Here is a 21,053-nt window from a genome sequence, read left to right as displayed (position 1 = left end):
TTTTGGGCGGCAACATACTGAGCACCGACTGGCGCTGTCCGATTGCACCAGCGATCGTGCCAGTACAGCTTGGCTTGTGGCATATGCTTCATCGTCCGCAGATTGAACGCGTGGACGTCGAGCCGAAGATCGGAACAATAAAACCGGCGGAGTGAGCAGGCCCGGCTTGTTGTGCGGGCCGCCCCGTCATCGATGCACGTCTTCTCTCTCAAAAGCTGTGTCGGCTGTAGTGGCTCAAGGAGAGGCCGCCATGGTCTGCCTTTGGTCGTTGCCCTGGCAGCTCGAACGCCGGCCCAACTTGCGCAACGGAGCACTCGCGGCTCCTCATTGCATAATTCGCTTGTGCATAGAGTATCTTCGGATGCGGGCACAACCGGACGCACATCCGAGATCGCAGTCTGAGGGAGATCGATGGATCAAAGCGAGAGCCCGCGTTTCCGACCGAAGCTCCAATCTACGCCGGCAGGACCGGCGATGCCGTTCACCTGGCGCCCCAGTTCGCGCTCTAGCGTCGGTATCCAGGGCACGAGCTGAAAGCCGAGGCCGTTGTCGATCATGGCAAATCGGCCTGAGGCAAGCGACAGCCTGCGACGATAGATCCCCGAAACGGATTCGCCTGCATCGGCAGGCAAATGCGCCAGTCCGGTTTCGGAGGCTAAGCGCCGACCTACCGCTTCGAGTTCGCGGTCGCGAAGCGTCTCGATCAAGTTGCGGCCGAGCGTCACCTTGTCTCCCGACCGGCGTGCGAGCCCCTGCCCTGCTAGTATGTCGATGCGCCGATCAAGCGCCTGTCGCACCTCGGCACCAAAGCCGGCGCGCGAAAGCCGGGCAGAGTCGCGCGCCACGAGCTGCCGGTCGAGCCAGGTCGAGCCTTCCGCCGCGACCTGCTGGTCAACAGTGAGCTCGCAGCGCAGCGCAAGCGCAATCCGTGCTCGGCCATGCCCGTCTTCGAAGCGCCGGAGTTCCACAATGCCGCCGATCGGCCCATCGCCGGTCGCTTCGATGCTCGAAAGTTTCAGGTGATGCACGCGTCCGTCAATACCGTCGACGACGGCAAACGCTGAGCCCCTAAGCTCGTCGTCGTGTCCCCGAGCGATGAGACGACCGATGACGGTCTCGCCGTGGCGCTCGCCTTCGAGCGCCCAGGATGATGGTGGGCGTGCCGCGCCATCCTTCGCGAGGCTCTTGTGTAGCCGCTTGATGATGTCGCCGCGCTCGCCGAGCGCGCGCAATCGAGGCTCGGCGTCGGGAGCGAGCACCCAGCGACCGGGCCCGGCAGGCTCGGCCAGGCCCAGCCGTTCCAGCGTCCGCATCCGGCCGATCCGAAACTCCTGCAGTGGGTCGCGGCCGGCATCCCGGTTCGGCCTCAAATCGATGACCCCGTCGGCAGCCCCCGCTTCCCGGGCGAGTCCGCGATCGAGCCTGGTGAGACGTTCGGCGGTCAAATCCGCTTCGAGCTGGCGGCGGATCTCGAGCTCCGAGCGCAGACCAAGCTCGCGGGTAACGAGCTCGCCAGCGCGCGCCCGTAATCCCGTTGAGACATACTCACGGCTAATGACGAGGTCCCTTCCGTCATCCGCCCGCCCCCGCACCAGAATGTGGATATGCGGGTGCTCGGTGTTCCAGTGATCGATCGCAACCCAGTCCAGCCGAGTGCCAAGGTCCTGCGAGGCCTGGTCCATGAGCTCGCGGGTAAAGTCGCGCAGATTGGCGAGTTTACCGGCATCGTCGGGCGAGACGATGAACCGGAAATGATGCCGATCACCTTCACATCGGTCGGCGAAAGTACGACCGTCAGCATCATCTCCCGCCGCGTCAAAAAGTTTGCCGCGTGCCCCGTCCCGGGTAACCCCGTCGCGCTGAAGATAGCCAATATGAGCTCGCAGCGCGCCCGGTGAGCGCATCCGGCGGACCACACGCGCCTTTACCATAACCCCGCGGGCCCTGCTGTTGAGCAGACGGTTGGCGGCAAGGCTCGCTGCACGGCCGCGCCCAAACTTGCCGCCACGGCTGCTGGCACCTCGCGAAATACCGCCGGCCTTCTGAGCAGCCTTGAGCGCCTGCGCCAGAAACGGTCTTGTCCGCGGCGCACGCGTGGAGCGGATGCGGCCCGGACGGATGCGGAAATCGTCGTTACCAGTCATGTAGTGCTCCTCAGGGTGTCGAAAGCTGAGCGAGACCAGCGCGTTATTCAAACAGGAAAACTGCGCGCGATATTCGCAATGTTCGCAGCAGCACTGGAATTTGCTGGTGTTCCACGCCCCGACCGACCGGCCGCACCTTGCGGCTTTTATCCTGCCCTCCCGGTCGCCTGGTCCTTCCCTTGTGGCCACCGCGCTCAAAGCTGCGAGTACTTTCGACAGCATGCGAGGACATGCGATTACCGTCATCGCGACTGTCGCTCGCCTGAACGACGCACAAACAGATCCGCTGCGCGAAGTAGAAATGCGGTTGCGTGTGCGCGAGCCGTATCTTTGGGCAAGCTCAGTGATTGCTCAACCGATGTGGATGAGCCGTTCGCGAACGAACTGTCGGATCGACGAACAAACACGGTCGCCTGTCGCCAGTCGACTATTCGTGTGATAACCGCGCTGCCACGCTCCAGTTGATCTATGCCAAGCAACGGTGCAAGACGCTGGACGTAGGCTTGTGTTTCATCCGGAAGCGGTCGCCCCCATGCCAGGTGCTCTTCATACCGCTTCGGTCCTGCGTTGTAGGCCGCAAGAAAACCTGCTGATCCGAATCGATTGAGCATCTCGCGAAGGTATGCCGTACCGGCAAGAATGTTGTCGTGCGGATCAAACGGATCCAGGCCGAGACCATATCGAACGCTCAGCTCGACCCAAGTCTGCGGCATGATCTGCATCAATCCGAGGGCTCCGCGCGCCGATACGGCATTCGGTTTGCCGCCGCTCTCGATCTCGATAACTTCCTCGATCCAATGCTGCGGGATTCCACATCGATGCGAGGCTTCGACTATCGAGGATGTGTAGGGTGTGATGGAAGCCGGATTCGACAGGCGCCTCGCTTGTGGACGCGAAGCGGGCTCCGCGCCGCCGGCCGAGGGCAGTCCGCCCCTCAGAAGGGCGCCGAGACAGCAAACAATAATTAAAGACGGCAACCGACGCTTTGTTTTCGGGCTGAAAGCGACTTTGGCTCGATCCTGCGGCATGCGAGAGTACCGGTCGGGCCTGTCGATCGTTGTCGATATGGCCGGAACGAAGGATGAGTATTGGCACGAGCAAAACGGCTTGATGACAGACCAATCGCGGAAGTTGGACATGATCACTCCTCACCGGTCCACACCGGAAGCGCCTGCCCAATCACTGCGGATCGCGCGATTGGCCCGAAGTAGCGGCCATCGAGCGAGGCTGTGGACTGCCAGTTCATGAGAAACACTTCGTCTTGGGCGATGACGCGGCAGCCCTGCCAGGCCGGCAGTGGTCGTCCGCGGCCATCACGCTCGCGTGCGCGACCCACCTCGATATTGTCGACGGCAATGGTGAGCCCAGTTCTGCAGACTGTTTGCCCCGGCAGCGCCAACACGCGCTTCAGCATCGGAACCCCGCTCGGCAAATAGCCGTTGAAATCAAGAAAGCTGGCCAAAGGCTCCGGCGGACGAGCAGCCACAAGCTCGGTGATCCGCAGCGAGCGGAGTTCTTGCAAACGATAGAGCCCGATCGGAACGCTTTCGGACACGTTCCAGATGTAGACTGGCGTGGTCTGTTGACCCGCCGACATGACGAGAGCCACAGCCCCGATCGCTGCCAAAATTGTAGCGGGCCGCCGCATCAGAGTGCTATCCTGCGCCGATTAAGCCAAGCTTGGTGCCGCGAGCGGGTGTATGTCCGCGGGTTTTCGTTGACAGACAGGCGGTTGTGCACGTGATGCCAATATTCGGGAGCCGCGTCGGCTGGATTAATGCCGAGCGCTTCCACGGCCTCGATCAAGTGCAGCACGTGCTCGACCTTGGGCCAGCCAGATAGCCTTAGAAGGCTGTCGCCGCCGGGGTTGATGCAAGGAACTGTCGAGTATCGCTGTCCCGGTGCGACCGCGCGCAAAATGTCGATCCGAGACAGCACCGCCCCAAAGTCATTCGACGTCCAACGCACGAATGCGAAGATGCTGCCGGGCGCAAACGAAAGGACGCGCCGATGACCGTCAATGATCTTCTCCGAAGCGGCACGGCCAAACCGGACCCGGTTCTCAATGCGCTTCTCGAGCCACAACAGCTCAACAGTGGTGTGGTTGCTCACTTGGCGGCCTCCGCTTGGTCGAGAGAGGTATGAAAGAAAGAAGTCGATGCTCAGCCGCCGGCGCATCGCAGGTGCCGTTATGCGAACGGCAGAGCGATCGTGGTGAAGAATGCGGGCATCGGCGCTGTGGAACGCCCGGATCAGGTCTCACGGTTAGAGCCGATGGGCACGGATCCGTTAGAAGGAATCCGAAGGATTCCTGGTTAGCCGGGGTACTGACCGGTGCCCCCTTGCCGGCCGTGCCGCTGCGAAAATGCCTCACAACGATTCGCGAACGGGACGCGCGGTGCGTCCCGGCGATCGGCAGCGGAGGCACATGATGGACTTCTTTGCAGGGCTCGACGTGTCGCTGGAGACGACGAACATTTGCGTGGTGGATGGCGACGGCCAGGTCGTCCGGGAGGCGAAACTCGAGACCGATCCCGACGCGATCGAGCTGCTTTTGGCGGAATGGGGAATCCACCTCAAGCGCGTTGGCCTGGAGGCGTTCTCCTACAGCGCCTGGTTGTTCACGGCGCTCGCCGAAAAGGGCCTCCCGGTGATCTGCATCGAGACCCGGCATGCCAAGGCGGCGCTGAACGCCATGCTGAACAAGACCGACCGCAACGACGCCAAGGGCATCGCGCAGATGATGCGGACCAGCTGGTTCCGCGCCGTCCATGTCAAGTCGGAAGCCGCGCAAACGCTGCGCGCGCTGCTGGTCGGGCGCAAGGCGCAGCTTGGCAAGGTGCTGGACATGGAGAACATGATCCGCGGCCTGTTGCGGCCGTTCGGCCTCAAGGTCGGCGAGATCTCGGTCGGCCGTTTTGACGCGCGGGTGCGCGAGATCATGGCCGGGAAGAAGGATCTGGAGCCCATCGTCACGCCGTTGCTGGACGCCCGCAATGCGATGCGGCTGCAGCTGGCAAAACTGCAGCGCCTGGCGCTGGCGGCGGCGCGCAGCGACAATGCGGTGCGGCGGATGATGACCGTGCCCGGTGTCGGCGCGCTGGTGGCGCTGACATTCCGCGCCACCGTCGACGATCCGGCGCGATTCAGGAAGTCGACCAATGTCGGCGCGCATTTCGGCCTGACGCCGCGGCGCTACCAATCCGGGCAAACCGACCGGATCGGCAGCATCTCCAAATGCGGCGACGAGCTGACGCGGGCGATGCTGTACGAGGCAGCGATCGCGATTCTGACGCGGATCCCGAAAAACTTTAAGCTGCGGCTGTGGGGCCTGCGGCTGGCCAGGAAGAAGGGTCTGAAGCGCGCGGCGACGGCGGTGGCGCGCGCGCTCGCCGTGCTGCTGCACAAGATCTGGATCGATGGCACGACGTTCCGGTTTGGCGCCGGCGGCAAGCGCGGCCGGGTCGCTGCGGCGGTTTAAGGGCCTCCGCGACCCGGCCGCTTCCACGCGCGCCTTTTCCTTCCGCCACGGCGGAGCGGCGTCTCCCGGGGAGACCGGGATTTGGGTGAGATCGCAACTTTTCTTGCCGGCGGCTTCATGCACATCTTTGAAGCCATCAAGCACGGCGCTGGTTAGCCTGACCGCCCATTCTCCAGATTCCGGCATGTGGTGGCCGTCGTGCCAACCACGGACGTTAGCGAGTTCTCCTCGACGAGCGAGCTGCCGCAAGGGAAAGCAACGAGTGTGATGCGGTGATGGCGATGCCGGTGATCGCGCAGATTTGCGCGCGATCGCGTCCGCGCGCGTGCATTGGCGACAACAATCGCATTGCAGGAAGGATCTGCGCGTGAGAGAGTAGATGCATGAGGCATCCTCGTTGCACGCACGGCCGACTTGTTCACAACGCACTGATTCACAACAAGAAGTTAGTGTCAGTACGTTAGCAAAGTTACGGCGGCGCGAAGTATCCGCGTGGCAATGGTTTAGCCGCGCTTTTAGTCCCCAATAGCACGAGGGTCCGGTCCCCGATGGCACGAGGGTTCTGGTCCCTGATAGCACGAGGAGATTCACAGCCTATGCACCGCTCTGGAGAGGGCGCGGCGCTTGTGCAATCGTCGGGTGAGCGGCTCCCCGGAAGCTAGAGCGAAGTTCAGTCGCTCTCCGCCATTCGGGTCGTTGGTGATGAGAAGCTGATACCCCGGCAAGGTTTGGCGACGAACGATCTGACGCAGATCGTAAGCGAAGTGCTTGAGCGGCGAAAGAGTACCCGACTTGGCGTGCAGGTGCGCGAGATCAAAGCTCCAGCCGCCACTTTGACGGCCGCCGTGCTTGCGCACGAGACGGTAGAGCCATCGTTCCAATCCCCCAGTCAAATCGAAATATGCGCGGTCGATGGTCAGGACGAGCGCGTCATTAAGAACGCCGGTATAGAACCAGTCCGGCAGTATCAGCTCCAGTCCGCGGGGCTGGCCGTGCACATCGGCTGTCTCTTTCCATTCATTGATCCACGAAAAACGATGCGCTCGTCGTTCCGTTGGCTGACGGATTGAGGTCAATACGGTGGTCGATTGTAGCCGATCGAGTGCAGCTTTGAGGCGGTCGTAGTCGCGCCCGCTGGTGCCGCGACCGACGAATGTCAGGATCTCATATGGCGTAGCGGCCATCAGCCGCGATGTCTTCAGACCGGCGTCGCGGGCTTCGACCACCTGTGACGCAGCCCAGATCAGAACGTCCGCGTCCCAGATGGTCGCCATGCCATGTTCAGGCACTGCCTCGACGCGGATCGCGATGGTTCCTGCGTGGAAGGCGATCGGCACAACGCGTTTTGACTTTGCCAACGAGAAGAACGGGTAAGCCATCAAATCTTGCGCATCGCGGGGCGCCAGGTCGCCGGGAATGGTACGGAACAGATCGAGTTGGTCGCGCTCCGAGTAGCGCTTTCTGTGAGGAGACAAGTTGCCGTCCGACATGGTCAACGTCGCTCCTTGCCTGCATACGGAATGGGTGTGTGGCGTTTGGCCGGCAACACCGATCCTGCGCCTGGATCGCTCGTCGACGTCCTGGCTCCGCGGTCAACCCACGCTTTGAGATCCTCAAACGCATAGACAACGCGGCCGCCGAGCTTGCGGTAGGTCGGGCCCGTGCCGTAGGTGCGGTGTTTTTCAAGCGTCCGGCCGGACAGACCGAGAAAGCGCGCAGCTTCGGGAGTGCGTAGGTATCGTGGCGGCAAGCCGGCGTTCGGATCGGGCATTTTCGAGCCTCAGTGATCGTCTGGAGCGCAAGCGAATGGACTTGCGCAGCGGCGGTCACGATGGCGGAGCAGAAGCCCTTGGGGGGATGCCGAACATGCGGGGACGCTTTTCGGTACCCCTGCCCTATCCCTTGCGAGATATTGGCCGAAACAATGCGCGATAGCCGCCGGGCACCGGCGCACGGCCAGCCTGCCCCAGCTGTCAAACGCCACGCGAAGGCGCGGCAACACCACCTCTTCTGACGCGCCTCACCGAGAATGACGAACCGCGCGAAAGAAAGTTCGGACTACGTGCGAACGGCTTCCCGCACGAACTTGGCGGCGTCTTCGTCATTCTCGGGTAGCCGAATGCCCTATTACGCGCACGGTTCGGTCGGCGGGCTCCGGCCGAAAGTACCGGCCCGGGCCGGATCAACGCGGGCGAGGATGCTCGCCGAGCGGCTCGAGATGAAAGCCTGCTCCCGCTTGGCAACGGTCAGCTGCTCGATTTGGCACACGATGCGCGACAGATAGAAGAGTGCGAGACTGTTCTCGGGCTCTTCGACCGCGATGAGGGTCGGGGCCGGCAACGGGATGATACCGGCCTGGAATGCAGCGCTGGCGGAGCCGTCGGCGATCCGGCCATCGATGTCGAGGGTCACGGGGTCATCGCGAGATGGAACAACGAACGTTGGCCGTCGCTCAGATCCTCCAGCCCGCGGTCGCGCCCTTCCTCGTCGGGATGAAACACGACCTCAACCTTGCGGATGACCTCCTTGGAAACGGAGGTCAACAGGCCGGAACACCGGCTTTGTGTCTTTGTCAGCGGTGTGCACCTGCCGCCAGCGCCGATGCAGAGCCTTGGACACGAGATCGACGGCCGCCTCGGCGCCAAAGGTGCATTGAGGCGTCCGCCCGCGTCCAAGAGCCGTCGATTTTTTCCCGGTTTCCCGCCACCGATCAAGGACAGAGGGTCAGATGGGCTAGAATTACGATTCTGTTAACCTTAGACCCTAGGAAATTTGTAGTCTTCGTGCTACATAATCGTCAAATCCGTAGCGCGAAGGTTACAATGCCAACCCCACACAATCCCCCTGCCGCCGTTCGGCGAGCCATGCGCAAGCTCGGCGCGGACATCCACGATGCTCGTCGACGTCGGCGGCTTCCGATGGCAGTGGTGGCCGAGCGCGCCTTCACGTCCCGCTCGACCCTGCAAAGAGTCGAGGCTGGGGACACCAACGTGAGCATTGGCATCTATGCGGGCGTCCTTCAGGCGCTTGGTCTGCTCGATGGTCTGAAGAAGATCGCCGACATCAGCAACGACAGCATCGGACAGGCGCTGGCCACCGCCGAACTGCCCAAGCGTGTCCATCTCAAACGCAGGACCGGAGCCTCATGAGATGGCTGACTTCGAGGTGCATATCGATCTTGGCGGCCACACGCGTCCTATCGGACTGGCGAGGAGCAATCGCGTTCGCGGCGCGGAGACCATTCTTTTCGAGTATGACGGCTCATGGCTCGAGGACGCTGACCGGTTCTCGCTGGAGCCAGCCCTCGCCCTGACGCGCGGCACCTTCGCTCCCGCTGCCGGCCTCGCGACTTTCGGCTCCATCGGCGACTCCGCGCCAGATACCTGGGGACGCCGTCTCATGCAGCGAGCCGAACGCCGCCTCGCCGACCGCGAAGGTCGTGCCGTCCGCACGCTTGCTGAAAGCGATTACCTGCTCGGCGTCGCCGACGAGACGCGGCTCGGCGCACTCCGATTCCGCTGGGTCGGCGAAGACGCCTTTCAGGCGCCGATCCACGGTAGCGTACCAGCCCTAATCGAACTCGCCCGGCTTCTCCAGATCACCGAGCGCATTCTCCGGGACGAGGAAACGGACGAAGACCTTCAGGTCATCTTCGCGCCCGGCTCCTCCCTTGGCGGCGCGCGGCCGAAGGCATCGGTCATCGACCAGCACGGCAACCTCTCCATCGCCAAGTTTCCAAAGGAGACCGACGACTACAGCATGGAGACCTGGGAGGAGATCGCGCTGCGATTGGCCGGCAAGGCCGGCATCGCCACCCCGCAACACGAACTCATCGAAGTGGCCGGCAAGGCGGTCATGCTATCGCGACGCTTCGATCGCGACGGTACGACCCGCATCCCCTTCCTGTCAGCGATGGCAATGATGGGCGCCAAGGACGGCGAGCGTGGCAGCTATCCGGAGATTGTCGACGCTCTCGCACAGCATGGCGCGCAGGGAAAGACCGACGCCCATGCCCTCTATCGGCGCGTCGTCTTCAACGTGCTGATCTCCAATGTCGACGACCACCTTCGCAACCACGGCTTCCTCTGGCTGGGAAAGGCCGGGTGGTCACTGTCTCCGGCTTATGATCTCAATCCCGTGCCAACCGATGTGAAGGCGCGCGTGCTGACCACAAACATCGATCTGGACGAAGGCACCTGCTCGCTCGACCTGCTTGAGGTCGCGTCAACGTACTTCGGGCTGACACTGGCGCAGGCCCGCACGATCATAAGGGAGGTCGCAACGATCACCGCCACATGGCGCAACACCGCCAAGGCAGTCGGCGCCCGGTCGGCCGAGATCAACCGCATGGCAAGCGCGTTTGAGCACGACGATCTACGGCGAGCGCTGGCGCTATGACCAGAACGTTCCTTCACAGCTTTGATCTACCAGCGGCAAGTCCTGTCGCTTACGACACCGGCGAGCCCCTACGAGCTATTGTCGATCTCAGAATCGAAAGCGTCACCGACATTGCGCCGCAGTTTGCCCGAGATCATGCACATCAGAGTTCGACTGGCGCTCACTGGAGTCGCATGCGCAAGTTGGTAGGCCGAGAATTTCACCTGGCTACGGAAGCAGAAGCGCGTCACGCAGGACAATTAGAGGCCTCCGGCTTTACTCAGCAGTATATCGGCGGTTTGGAGCGTGACGACGCAATCCGGCAGTGGTGACCTTGTCCGAACTCGCCAGCGCGTTAGACGCTAGCCATGTCGACCTTATCTCGCCTGGTGTAAATTTTGCAGCCGGCCCAAAGCCTAAAGTGAAAACCATAGCCGTCGTGGGCTTCAGATTGATCTTCCGGCGCGCCGCCTTGCTGTCGGCTGAAGAAGGAGCCCCGCCCGAGTTGCTCGGGCGGGGCTTTGATGGTGTGTCACTCGCCGCTCTTGCGCGGCCGCGACCAGAGCAGGTTGTAGCCCTCGCCACCTTCATCATCGAACAGGTTGGCGTAGATCGGTGCGTTGAACGAGGGATCGTCGAGCTTGAGCGAGAGGTAGTCGCGTCCCTCTTCGGAGCGCTTCGCCCAGGCGGCCCCGATTTCCGCGCGGCCCACATAGATGCGGTGACTGGGAGCGTTGTCGTTGGAGCGGTTGGTCTCGGCGACGATGCGGACGCCCTTGGCCTGCAGGCTCAGGGTGATGATCTCGCCCTGGAAATCGTTGCCGACCTTCTTGAAAGAACCGATGTTAGCCATGTCACTTCTCCTGTTGTGTTTCGAGCCCGCGACCACCGCGGCCTCGATGGCGATCTAGAGGCCAAGGACGATCGGCGACGCACCCGCTGTTTGCGGGCCGGAGCGCAGCGGAGGACACCGTTGTGGCGACTTTCTTGTCTCGCGAGGAATGGGCGCAGCCCAGGGGAAGAAAGTCGCATCAACGGCGTTGCGGCTCAGACGATCGAGGCGAAGCCGGTCTTTGGCCAGATCCAGCCATCAACGAGGCCACGTGCGTCCGCGTGCTCAACCGCAATCTCGGGAGAACGTGGCGTAGCTCGGTTGTGCTGAGCAAGAGGCCCGAACGAAATCCGGCAGAAAAAGAAACAATCTGCAGCAAAGGGCGGTATTGTCTCCGAGGAATCATCAAGACACGCCGCTCCGCCGCGGCTGAGTGGGCTAGCTAGCCGAAATGCTTTGGGGTTGGTGGAAGCGCTTCGAAGAAGACTGCCCCACCCCGCTCAGGTCCCGATCGTCCCTCGTCTCAATGCGCCGATTTATGCCAACCTGTTCGACGATGAAGGCGGCGAGCGATCGTGCCCGCACCTAGCGCCCGTAAGAATTGGTTGTGAGGGCCCGCCCACCAGCCCGGCCTGCTCGAACACGCCGGACTCCGTAAATGCGGTCAAGCGCACCCACGACGCGCCGCCGATGTAAAGCGCCCCCAGGCAAGCAAACACCTCCCGCCAGGCCGGCGAAGGCACCCCGATCTGGGACAGGGCCGACACAACATGGTAGCCGGCAACAGCGGCCGGAACTGCGAATGCGCTCGCGATAGCGAAACGCAAGGTCAAGGATCGAGTGCTGGCGGCGGCGGCCTGACCGAAGACAAGCGCCATCGCGCCGCCGGCCGTACCGATAAGCAATGCGCCGGCCACGCCGGCGCCGCCTTGTAATGCCGTCGTCCCGATACTCAGCGCAACAAAGAACGGCAGGGCATGCACCGCCAGCGCGAAGATCGCCCAGCAGAACAAACCGATTCCGAGTGTGTTGAGAACAAGCCCAAAGGCGAGCATGGTGGTGGCTCCATGTGCATGGATTTACCCGTCGCGCCTTCCACCACCACCATGGCGCAAATCCGCGCTTAGAGCCGAAACGAGGCCGAGTTGCGGCGCCTGCAACTCCGCTTTGATGCCAAGGGCGAGCAGGCGGCGCTCACGCGCCGCCGAACCTCCAGACAGGGATGCCGAGCCGCTTGGCCTTGTCGGCGAGGTTGTCCTGGATTCCCGTGCCCGGAAAATGCATGACGCCAATCGGCAGGAGTTCGAGCATCGCGTCGTTGCGCTTGAAGGGTGCGGCCTTGGCATGTTTCGTCCAGTCGGGCTTGAAGGCGATTTGAGGCACTTTGCGATTGTTCGCCCATTTGGAGGCGATCAGTTCGGCGCCTTTCGGGGAGCCGCCATGAAGCAGAACCATGTCGGGGTGTTTGGCGTGGACCTTGTCGAGGCGATCCCAGATCAGGTTGTGATCGGTGAAATCGAGCCCCCCGGTGAGTGCAATCTTCGGTCCTGGAGGTAACATGACCTCGGTCTCGGCGCGACGCCTGGCGGCGATGAAGTCACGGGAATCGATCATCGCTGCGGTCATCGTGCGGTGGTTCACCAGCGATCCCGATCGGGGACGCCAGGACGAGCCCGTGTGAGTTTCAAAGCGTTCCAAGGCCTGGTCGCGGAACAGTTCCAGGCAGTTGCGACGCTCGATGAGCGTGAGACCTTCGGCCGTCAGTCGCTCGAGTCCGACCGATTGCACCTCGGAGCCGTTTTGCTCAAGCTGGCTCTTCCGCTGCGCCTGTTCGTTGTCGTCGAGCTGGCGACCGATGCGGTCGACAGCGCGATGGAACAGGTTGACCGTCGACCAGAGCAGATCGTCAAGGTCCGGCTCAAGCCGAGTATCGCTCAACGTGGCAACCAGGGCATCGAAGATGTCCGCGACGGCGACGGCGATGATCCGGCCCTCGGGAAGGGGCCGTGGATCTGGTTGGTCGTCGAAGGGGCGATAGCCGTAGAGTTGTAGCTCGGCGAGAACGTGATCGGTTGGAGATGCGGCATGCGGCGGTTCGATGTCGTCACGGTCGGTCATGGTGGGGAGTCCTTTGCCGGAAGCGGCCGCGCCCATCGCGGCCTTCGTGGCGATCACTCAGACGGCGGGCGGAACGGGCCAGAACCCGAAAGGGCCGAAGCGGCAGCGGAGGATGGCGCAGCCCGGCTATTTTGCTTCGCGATGCAAAGCGCGCGGGCCAGATAGAATGATGTGTCTTCTCATCGCCGGCGCGCGGCGGAAAATAGCCGGGCGCAGCCATTGCCGGCCCGCACCCGCCTGCCGTCCGATCGCCCTCTAGAAGGCCGAGGTCGTGTCCTCTTCCGGCATTGGTCCTCCGCGACCGACGACGTCGAAATGCCGCAGCTATTCCGCGACCACTATCGACGAATGCAGGAAGCGGACGACGTCCTCTGGTACGAGTTGAAGCCACAACGCCGCTCGGAGGCCCTCAAGACCGCAGATGTGCAGATCTTCGTTGAAGTCCCCCAGCCGGGGCGACAGTACGACCGCTTCGATGCCGGCGTCTTCCGCACGCCGGGTGAGGGTTGCCTGCACGGTGTCTCCGGCGGCGTCGGCATCGCGGGCGATGTAGAGCCGACGAAGGCCCGACGGCAGCAACATGGCTGAAAGGTGATTGGCCGACAGCGCTGCAGCCACGGGCAAGGCCGGCAGTGCGTAACGCAGCGATAGCATCGTTTCGATACCCTCGCCGGCCGCGAGCACGTCGTCCGCCGCGCCGAAGCGAACGGCGTTGCCAAGCAGGTCGCCCATGGCGCGTCGTGGCGTGTCGATCGGAGCCTTGCCGAGCCGCACGCGATCAAACCCGCCCGGGTCAAGCCAGGTACGGTGCACGCCGGTGATCCGTCCATCGAGGTCTGTGACGCAGGCGATCATCGCCGGCCAGGTTTCGGCCGGCAGATGCTCGTCCGGCCGATAGTAGCAACGAGGGTGGAAGCGCAGACTTCCGCCATGGCGGATGCGGGCTATTCCGCGACGCTGCAAATACGTTTCCACCACCGTCCCCTCGATCGGGCGCGACATCGCAAAGAGCCGACGGGCGGCTTGCTGCGATCCAGCCGACGCACGCGAACGCATGGCTTTCGGGGCCGATTTCCGCTCGCAACGAGGCAGTCTCAGAAACCGCCGCGCTTCCTCGGCGACCTCGCGGAAATCGCGGAAACCCCGGCATTCGCGGATGATGTCGAGGAGATCGCCATGCTCCCCGGTTGCGGCATCGGTCCACTTGCCGGCGGCGCCCTTTGGCGATTGCAGGAGCCGCACATACAGTGAGCGGCCCGGGGTGTTGTGGACGTCGCCGACCACCCAGTACCGCCCCGACCGCTTGCCGTTGGAGAGATAGTGTCGACACACCGCCTCGGCGTCGCGCGCAAGCCGGCGTGCCAGTTCGGAAGCATCGCGAGACATCACGCGGCCTCCCGATCACTGATGCGCGCAACAGGATAGGTGCCGAGCACGTTCGAAAGGATCTCGACGCCCTTCCCGTCCGCGGGCACGAACATCCGCAGCTTCCAGGAAATGATCTCCCCAAAGAGGCCGTAAGCCCGGAGGCGATCGCGCATCGTGTCGTTGAATCCCGACAGCTCGATGCGGTACGCGCCCATGACCCGGACGCGGCGAAGCTTAAGTCCCTCCGCGAGATCAATGACGGTCCGTCCCTCCATCAGCGCGGCAAAGGCAGCATTCGGCGTCAGCGCGGGCGCCTCCGCAGCAAGGACATTTGCGACCCAGCTAGCCGAAACCTTGCGACCGATGATGCGTTCGCCGGCATCAGTCTGAAGCCGATAGACGCGGGTCGATCCGTTCGGCAGCCGCTTCCAGATCGGTAACAGCAGGCCCGCCACGACATGGACCGTGCTTTCCGTGAACTCGGGAATCTCGGCAAGCTCTGCTCGCCAGGCCGCGGCAAAGCATTGATGGTCCGCCGGGGCCCAGTGGCTTTCCGCCATCATGCCCAGGGGGACCGTGTGCTGCTCCATCGGCCGGATCAGGCGAACGCGCTGTTCGATGTCACCGTCGTCGAGCATCACGCTGGCCGCCGGGACCTGCACGGCGGCACGCCCCGACCGCTCATTGACCAGCAGGACTGCACGGCGATCGGAGAGACGATCGAGAGCGTCATCCAGCCCGATAGGATGGTTCCGCTGACGCTGGATGATCGTGAGCAGCCGGGCCTCGGCGCAGGTAGCCGGATGGATATAGATCGTCCGCCGGTCGGTAACGACAAAGCTCTCGGCGCGGAGCGTTTCCAGCCCGACATCATAGGCGCCGGACGCAACCGCACCCTCGATCCGAGCGGTCAGGAGCTGCTCGAAAACGGTGAACAGGATATTCTGAAGCTCAATGGTAAGCGCGAGCAATCTGTTCAGGAAGGTCGTGATCGGCGGCAGATCATCCCTGAGCCCATTGGCATCGGTCAGCTTCAGGCCGGTGGCATCCTCAAACCTTTCGAGCGAACATCCCTGGACCTTGCCCCGCACCAGCAGGGTGTAGAGTTGGCGCAACGCATCGCGCCCGTACTGGCTTTCGAGATTGTCCTCCGGCCGGAACAGGCCCTGCCCCCCGGTCTGGCGCTGACCGCGGGTGATGGCACCTAGCGTATCGAGCCGGCGGGCAATGGTGCTGAGAAAGCGCTTTTCGGCCTTCACGTCGGTTGCGATGGGACGAAACAGCGGCGGCTGCGCCTGGTTGGTCCGGTTGGTCCGGCCAAGCCCCTGGATCGCGGCGTCGGCCTTCCAGCCGGGCTCGAGCAGATAATGGACGCGCAGGCGACGGTTTCGGGCCGACAGTTCGGCGTGATAGCTCCTTCCCGTGCCGCCGGCGTCGGAGAACACGAGAATGCGCTTCACATCATCCATGAAGGCGGAGGTCTCGGCGAGGTTGGCCGAACCGGCGCGGTTTTCGACCACGAGCCGGTCGCCCTTGCGAACGACGCGTCGCGAGCGGCCGGTCACTTCGGCGACCATGTCGGCGCCGAACCGCTGCACAACCTGGTCGAGCGCGCCGGGTACCGGCGGCAGCGAGGCGAGCTTCTCGATTAGACGGTCACGGCGGGCGACAGCTTCTCGGCTCTCGACCGGCTGGCCGTCACGGTAGACAGGCCGGGAACTGAGGTTGCCCTCCGAGTCGGTGAAAGGCTCGTAGAGCTGAACCGGGAAGGAATGGGCGAGATAGTCGAGTACATACTCGCGAGGGGTAATGTCGACCTGGACGTCGCCCCAGTCTTCGGTCGGGATCTCGGCGAGCCGGCGCTCCATCAGCGCCTCGCCCGTTGAGACGATCTGGATGACGGCGGCATGGCCAGCTGCGAGATCGCGCTCGATCGAGCGGATCAGCGAGGGCGTCTTCATCGAAGTCAGGAGATGACCGAAGAAGCGCTGCTTGGCGCTTTCGAAAGCGGATCGCGCCGCCGATTTCGCCTGCCCGTTGAGCGTTCCGGTTTCGCCGGTGATGTTGGCGGCCCGCATCGCCGCGTCGAGGTTGTTGTGGATGATGCTGAACGCATCGGCATAGGCGTCGTAGATGCGAACCTGCTCCGGCGTCAGCTGGTGCTCGACGAGATCGTACACGACGCCCTCGTAAGAGAGCGAGCGGGCCGCGTAGAGCCCAAGCGCCTTGAGATCGCGCGCCAGCACCTCCATGGCCGCGACACCACCTTCCTCGATCGCCTCGACGAACTCGGCCCGCGTGGCGAACGGAAAATCGGTGCCGCCCCAGAGGCCGAAGCGTTGAGCATAAGCGAGGTTGTGGACCGAGGTGGCGCCCGTGGCCGATACATAAACAACGCGCGCGTTCGGCAAAGCGTGCTGGAGCCTCAGGCCTGCGCGCCCCTGCTGAGAGGCCGCCTGGTCACCGCGTTCGCCCTTGCCGCCGACCGCATTCTGCATGGCATGGCTCTCGTCGAAGACGACCACTCCGTCGAAGTCGGAGCCCAACCATTCAGCGATCTGCCTGACACGCGAAAGCCTGTCGCCACGCTCGTCGGTTCGCAGCGTAGCGTAGGTGGCAAAAAGGATACCTTCCGAAAGCCGAATCGGGGTGCCCTGGCGAAACCGCGACAAGTTCGTAACAAGCAGGCGTTCCATGCCGAGTGCCGACCAGTCGCGCTGCGCATCTTCGATCAGCTTGTCGGATTTGCTGATCCAGACCGCGCGGCGGCGGCCCTTGAGCCAATTGTCGAGCAGGATACCGGCGACCTGCCGCCCCTTGCCCGCGCCGGTGCCATCGCCGAGAAACCAGCCGCGGCGAAAGCGGACGGCATTCTCGGCGTCGTCGCGCGCGGCCGCTACAACGTCAAACGTCGGGTCGACTGTCCAGGAGCCCGTGAGAAACTCGGAATGCGCTTCGCCAGCATAGATGATGCTCTCGAGCTGGGCGTCCGACAGAACTCCATCTGCCAGCAGCCCCGGAGACAGGTGCGGACGATAGGACGGTTTCGGCGGCGCAACGGAGGCCATCGCCGCGGACTGCACGAGCTTGGTCGGATGGATGCACGATCCGGGAATACGAATCGACTGCAACGCATATTCCTCGTAAAGCGCATCGGTCAGGCGGGCGCCTTCCGGCGGCGACCATTCGATCGTTTCGTACGCAAGTTCTACGCGTTCTGGCGCTCTGCCTCCGGAGATGGACGATGAGCGTGATGCAACGGCACCAATCGATCGCGACATCGCAGGGCGCTTAATGACGTCAACCAGAACCGGCGTGGAGACAGGCTCCCGTGGAGGCACATGCTGGGTCACCCAATCAAGCAAGGTGGCGACATCGCCTGCCTTGACTTTCGAGGCGGGAAAGACCTTCGGATCTGCGGCAGGCAGCTTGTCGATCACCAGCAGCCTTGTGTCCGTCTGAGTTCCGTGCCTGGCGTAGACGGCGCCGTCGATCGCGGCAGAAAACACCACCCGCCCACGTTCCTGAATCCGAACAAAGGCGTCTCGCCATGCCGGATTGTCCGGCGCGAAGGTTGCGCCGGTGATGGCGACGAGACGTCCGCCGTCGCAAAGGCGAGCCAAGGCTGACCCGATGTGCCGGAGAGCCGCGTCCGCCATCCGTTGGTCGACATTTGGCATCGCCGAGAACGGCGGATTCATCAGGACGACGCTCGGTACGACACTCGCATCGAGATGATCATCGATCTGGGCCGCGTCGAACCGGGTGACTTTACCGTTGGCGAAGAGATGATCGAGCAGCCCCGCACGGGATTCGGCCAACTCGTTCAACGTCAGAGCGCCGCCCGCGAGTTCGGCAAAGATGGCGAGCAAGCCCGTCCCCGCAGAGGGCTCCAGAACGCGGTCGCCGGACGTAATGCCGGCTGCGGTGCATGCGGCCAGCCCGAGCGGGATCGGCGTTGAGAATTGCTGAAACGCCTGACTATCTTCGGAACGGCGGGTATGTGTCGGCAGGCAGCTCACGATTTTTGTGAGCATTGGCAGCATCGCGGCCGTCGAGCCAGCCTTGGCGCGCATGGCCGGGCCAAACTTGCGAAGGAATAGAACGGTTGCCGCCTCGCAGACGTCATAGGCGGTCTTCCAATTCCAGGCGCCGGCCGCGTCTGAGGCGCCGAAGGCAGCCTCCATTGCGCGGCGCAGGACGCCGGCATCGATGCGCCGGCCGCGTTCCAGGTCAGTCAGGAGCTGTCGGGCGGTCCTGATGGCCGCGGAGGTGATGCTTGCAGCGGCACGCATCGAGAGCGGTGCGGCGAAGGCGCCGCCGGCGAGAGATTCGGTCATGGCAGGATTTCTTTCGGAGAGCAGGAATGGGTCGAACCATCAGGCGCTCTCCTTGGACCCCGACGGCTCAAACCCTTCCCGGCCCGACTCTGCCTCTCGGCCCTCGCCCATAAGAATGGGGACCGGGCTGCACACCGGTCCCCAAGCAACTGCGAGCAGGCCGGAGCCATCCCGCTCTCTTATGTCACTCGGCCGCGTCGAGCTGTTCCGGCTCGTCGTCGCCGGCATCCTCCCGATTTTCGGCGTCGCCAAGGAATTCGGGCAGCGGGTCCGTTTCACCCTCCTCTTCCGCTAGCGATGCGGTAGCGTCGGTGAGACGCAGCGGCTCCGGCAACCAGCCCGAACCATCGAGAAGACGCTCGGCCTCCTTGGCCATGTCGGCCTTCTTCAGGTGCTCGATCAACTGCGCAGAAGATTCGTCCCTTGCTTCCCGCACCGCCTCCAGAATGCGAGGCTTGGTGACCCGACCGAGATAGTTGTCGACGGTCGGTCTCCAGCCAGCTCGGACCATGTCGAAGTCGACGGCGCGCGCCAGCACATCGGCCTGATCGAGACGGGTCCGAACGCCATGGGCGGAGATGCGGCCCTGATTGGTGCGGTTGGCCGGTTCATGGACGGCATTGACCGCAAATGACGCACAATGAGCGAACAGCGACGCTTGTGCATCACCGTCGAGGGCTGTGAGCGCATCCCAGAGATCGTTCTCGCCCTGTGGCAATCGTGCCTTCCAGGACTCGTGCCGTGCCTCGACGGCCTTCGCAGACGCGCTTTCCCTCAGGCCCGGGGCTTGAGCGGGGAAGGTCGGCGTACGAAGTCCGATCTCGAGGCAGCTTCCGGATGACGCGAACCGGTAAAAGGCCGTCAGCACGAAGTTGTGCAATACCGCCTGGAACGCGATCGCTGGATTTTCTGCCAGAGCATCCCGCAACGCCAGTGTACGATGCGCCGTCAGCTCGGTGATCAATCGATCGGGCAATGGCCTTGTCGCATCCTCATCGTCCCCATCGGATTCGACCGGCGCACCTGCAACCGAGACCACGGTGCGCGGACCGGAAGCACCGACCTCGCGTGCCTCGGTTGTATCGGCGCTCCGGCCGACGTCAGGATCGGTTGCCGGAAGGTCGTCCTCTGTCCGGACGTAACCGCGGTCTACTGAGAGGCGTCCTTCGGAATCGATACTGACGAAGACGCCAGCGCGGACAATCTCCGCCGGATCGTAGAGCACCGACCTATCTTCGAACGCCATCAGTGCCGCCTCGATTTCGCCGAGACGCCGATCGACCTCGTCGGGCAACTCATCGGCATGCTGGTAATCGGATTCAAGCTTGGCCTGCTCGGCGTTGAGGGCGTCGATGGTGGCATGTTCCTCAGGTGAGAGATCGACAGGCTTGCCCTCGATTTCTCGCAGACCATCAGTGTGACCGTAGGGGAAATCGAGCGCCACTGAGATCCACTTCCAGCCTTCCGCGGCAACCGTCTCGGCTTCGGCCTTGAGTTTTTCTGTCACGAGGCGGTCGAGCAAGGCGACGTCCTGGAGCCAGCCGCCATCATCGTGCTCGAACAGGTCCCGCAAAACGCCGCCGCCAGCCTGCTCATAAGCATCCAGCCCGATGAACTGCGCGCGGCGATCGGACGCGCGCACGGTATTTTCGGTCAGCATTCGCCGGATCTGATAGGGCTCGTCATAGCCAGATCGGCTGACATTCTCCCAGACCTGCTCCTGTCTGGCGTGGTCGGCTGTAACAGAGAAGGCCATGAGCTGCTCCAGGGTCATGCCGTCGTCGGCATAGACGTCGTGCAGCTTCGGCGACACGGACGCCAGCCGGAGGCGTTGCTTCACGACGGCCGGCGTCACGAAGTGCCGAGCAGCGATATCCTCCTCGGACAAGCCGGCGCCGCTCAAGGTCTGGAAGGCTCGGAACTGATCGAGCGGATGAAGCCCTATCCGCTGGTCGTTCTCTGCAAGCGAGTCGTCTTCAGCGATGCCCCCCTCACGCACGACACAAGGAACAGTCTGCGTCTTTGCCATGCGCTTCTGCTTCACAAGAAGTTCCAGCGCGCGATAGCGCCGGCCGCCGGCCGGCACCTCGAACATGCCGGTTTCATTGCCTTCCGTGTCCACAACCGCTCGCACGCTGAGACTTTGCAGGAGCGTACGCTGCGCGATACTTTCGGCGAGTTGCTCGATCGAAACCCCTGCCTTGACGCTCCGAACGTTCGACTGGCTGAGCACCAGCTTGTTGAACGGAATGTCGCGGGAGGGCGACAGGGTGATCTTCTGGACAGACTTCGTCATGTCGATTCTCCACGACGGGCGGCCGGGAGCCTCTCTCGGCCTCCAACCCGTCGCGAAAAACCGCGGCTCCCCTCTCACTCTCTTTTTCGAGACGACC

At 63.2% G+C, this 21,053-nt stretch carries 17 protein-coding genes; 3 read left to right on the top strand and 14 right to left on the bottom strand.

Annotation, left to right across the window (positions count from 1 at the left end):
- Positions 1 to 416: 416 nt before the first annotated feature.
- The 4 genes from ACE103_RS07590 to ACE103_RS07575 form a co-directional block, all read right to left on the bottom strand.
- Entirely contained in the window at positions 417 to 2,144 is a 1,728-nt protein-coding gene (locus ACE103_RS07590; protein WP_375778922.1) for a relaxase/mobilization nuclease domain-containing protein, read from the bottom strand.
- Between the two features lie 242 nt (positions 2,145 to 2,386).
- The gene (locus tag ACE103_RS07585) at positions 2,387 to 3,283 is read right to left on the bottom strand and encodes a lytic transglycosylase domain-containing protein (RefSeq protein WP_375778921.1); all 897 of its coding nucleotides are present in this window, start codon (positions 3,281 to 3,283) and stop codon (positions 2,387 to 2,389) included.
- A gap of 2 nt (positions 3,284 to 3,285) precedes the next feature.
- A complete protein-coding gene (locus ACE103_RS07580) occupies positions 3,286 to 3,792 on the bottom strand; it encodes a S26 family signal peptidase (RefSeq protein WP_375778920.1) in 507 nt (168 codons plus the stop codon).
- Positions 3,792 to 4,256, bottom strand: a complete 465-nt coding sequence (locus ACE103_RS07575; protein ID WP_375778919.1) for a DUF2840 domain-containing protein — start codon at positions 4,254 to 4,256, stop codon at positions 3,792 to 3,794. Before ACE103_RS07575 ends, ACE103_RS07580 begins: the two co-directional genes overlap by 1 nt.
- Before the next feature lie 319 nt (positions 4,257 to 4,575).
- Here ACE103_RS07575 and ACE103_RS07570 point away from each other — a divergent pair, with 319 nt between their 5' ends.
- Positions 4,576 to 5,625 (top strand): IS110 family transposase, encoded by a 1,050-nt coding sequence (locus ACE103_RS07570; protein ID WP_375778918.1) that lies wholly within the window; start codon positions 4,576 to 4,578, stop codon positions 5,623 to 5,625.
- A gap of 587 nt (positions 5,626 to 6,212) precedes the next feature.
- On the opposite strand, the gene ACE103_RS07565 is transcribed toward ACE103_RS07570, so the two are convergent.
- From ACE103_RS07565 to ACE103_RS07550, 4 genes are all read right to left on the bottom strand, one after another.
- Positions 6,213 to 7,115 (bottom strand): replication initiator protein A, encoded by a 903-nt coding sequence (locus ACE103_RS07565; RefSeq protein WP_375778917.1) that lies wholly within the window; start codon positions 7,113 to 7,115, stop codon positions 6,213 to 6,215.
- A gap of 2 nt (positions 7,116 to 7,117) precedes the next feature.
- Positions 7,118 to 7,396, bottom strand: coding sequence for a helix-turn-helix transcriptional regulator (locus ACE103_RS07560; protein WP_375778916.1), 279 nt, complete (start codon positions 7,394 to 7,396; stop codon positions 7,118 to 7,120).
- 356 nt (positions 7,397 to 7,752) lie between these two features.
- Positions 7,753 to 8,037: a hypothetical protein gene (locus ACE103_RS07555; protein ID WP_375778915.1), complete on the bottom strand. Its 285-nt coding sequence runs from the start codon at positions 8,035 to 8,037 to the stop codon at positions 7,753 to 7,755.
- On the bottom strand, positions 8,034 to 8,168 hold the full coding sequence (locus ACE103_RS07550; protein WP_375778914.1) for a hypothetical protein: 135 nt from the start codon (positions 8,166 to 8,168) through the stop codon (positions 8,034 to 8,036). Before ACE103_RS07550 ends, ACE103_RS07555 begins: the two co-directional genes overlap by 4 nt.
- Before the next feature lie 279 nt (positions 8,169 to 8,447).
- Between ACE103_RS07550 and ACE103_RS07545 the strand changes: the two genes are divergently transcribed.
- Complete coding sequence (locus ACE103_RS07545; RefSeq protein WP_375778913.1) at positions 8,448 to 8,774, top strand: helix-turn-helix domain-containing protein; 327 nt, start codon at positions 8,448 to 8,450, stop codon at positions 8,772 to 8,774.
- A gap of 1 nt (position 8,775) precedes the next feature.
- Positions 8,776 to 10,023: a type II toxin-antitoxin system HipA family toxin gene (locus ACE103_RS07540; protein ID WP_375778912.1), complete on the top strand. Its 1,248-nt coding sequence runs from the start codon at positions 8,776 to 8,778 to the stop codon at positions 10,021 to 10,023.
- A 511-nt stretch (positions 10,024 to 10,534) separates the two neighbouring features.
- Here the strand turns inward: ACE103_RS07540 and ACE103_RS07535 are convergent.
- The 6 genes from ACE103_RS07535 to ACE103_RS07510 all read right to left on the bottom strand — a co-directional run bounded on the left by ACE103_RS07535 (position 10,535) and on the right by ACE103_RS07510 (position 20,956).
- Entirely contained in the window at positions 10,535 to 10,855 is a 321-nt protein-coding gene (locus tag ACE103_RS07535; RefSeq protein ID WP_342709596.1) for a DUF736 domain-containing protein, read from the bottom strand.
- Between the two features lie 515 nt (positions 10,856 to 11,370).
- Complete coding sequence (locus ACE103_RS07530; RefSeq protein ID WP_375778911.1) at positions 11,371 to 11,889, bottom strand: hypothetical protein; 519 nt, start codon at positions 11,887 to 11,889, stop codon at positions 11,371 to 11,373.
- A gap of 139 nt (positions 11,890 to 12,028) precedes the next feature.
- Positions 12,029 to 12,952: a DUF2493 domain-containing protein gene (locus ACE103_RS07525; RefSeq protein WP_375778910.1), complete on the bottom strand. Its 924-nt coding sequence runs from the start codon at positions 12,950 to 12,952 to the stop codon at positions 12,029 to 12,031.
- 324 nt (positions 12,953 to 13,276) lie between these two features.
- Entirely contained in the window at positions 13,277 to 14,338 is a 1,062-nt protein-coding gene (locus ACE103_RS07520) for a toprim domain-containing protein (RefSeq protein WP_375778909.1), read from the bottom strand.
- Positions 14,338 to 18,660: a strawberry notch-like NTP hydrolase domain-containing protein gene (locus ACE103_RS07515; RefSeq protein WP_375778908.1), complete on the bottom strand. Its 4,323-nt coding sequence runs from the start codon at positions 18,658 to 18,660 to the stop codon at positions 14,338 to 14,340. The genes ACE103_RS07520 and ACE103_RS07515 overlap by 1 nt, the downstream gene beginning before the upstream one ends.
- Before the next feature lie 184 nt (positions 18,661 to 18,844).
- A complete protein-coding gene (locus ACE103_RS07510; protein WP_375778907.1) occupies positions 18,845 to 20,956 on the bottom strand; it encodes a ParB/RepB/Spo0J family partition protein in 2,112 nt (703 codons plus the stop codon).
- Positions 20,957 to 21,053 lie beyond the last annotated feature (97 nt).

Source organism: Bradyrhizobium sp. ma5, from assembly GCF_042258955.1.
Taxonomy (GTDB): domain Bacteria; phylum Pseudomonadota; class Alphaproteobacteria; order Rhizobiales; family Xanthobacteraceae; genus Bradyrhizobium.
This window is presented reverse-complemented; position numbering and strand designations above follow the sequence as displayed.